This window comes from Acinetobacter sp. ANC_7634, from assembly GCF_056779875.1.
This window is the reverse complement of sequence record NZ_JBWYIT010000033.1, coordinates 1-524: the sequence shown is the minus strand read 5'-3', so window position 1 is coordinate 524 and position 524 is coordinate 1. Positions and strand designations below refer to the sequence as shown.

At 48.1% G+C, this 524-nt stretch carries 1 protein-coding gene; it reads left to right on the top strand.

The genetic code is table 11. The features are described from left to right. The coding region (locus AC1M9A_RS14395; RefSeq protein WP_481610489.1) for a thiolase family protein at positions 1-524 on the top strand (524 nt) is incomplete at both ends.

The following is a 524-nucleotide window of genomic DNA, read 5'->3' as shown; positions in this document are numbered from 1 at the left end:
GGAATGTCGTCGATGACGTTTTATTTGGCTGTGCCAACCAAGCCGGTGAAGATAATCGTAACGTCGGTCGTATGTCGGCGCTTTTAGCAGGGATTCCTTATACAGTACCTGCAACCACAGTCAATCGTTTATGTGGTTCATCACTCGATACCGTAGCAATGGCCGCGCGTGCCATTAAAGCTGGTGAAGCTGACGTGATTGTGGCAGGTGGTGTTGAATCTATGTCACGTGCCCCATTTGTGATGGGTAAATCTGAGAGTGCATTTGGTCGTAGTCAAAAGATTGAAGACACCACCATGGGCTGGCGTTTTATCAACCCGAAGCTTAAAGAAATGTATGGTGTTGAAACCATGCCGCAAACGGCTGAAAACGTGGCTGAACAGTTCAATATTAGCCGTGCTGATCAAGACCAATTTGCTTTAACCAGCCAACTACGTACGGCTGCAGCGCAAGCACGCGGTTTCTTTGATCAAGAAATCGTGCCTGTGACTATTCCACAGCGTAAAGGTGATGCGGTTGTGGTG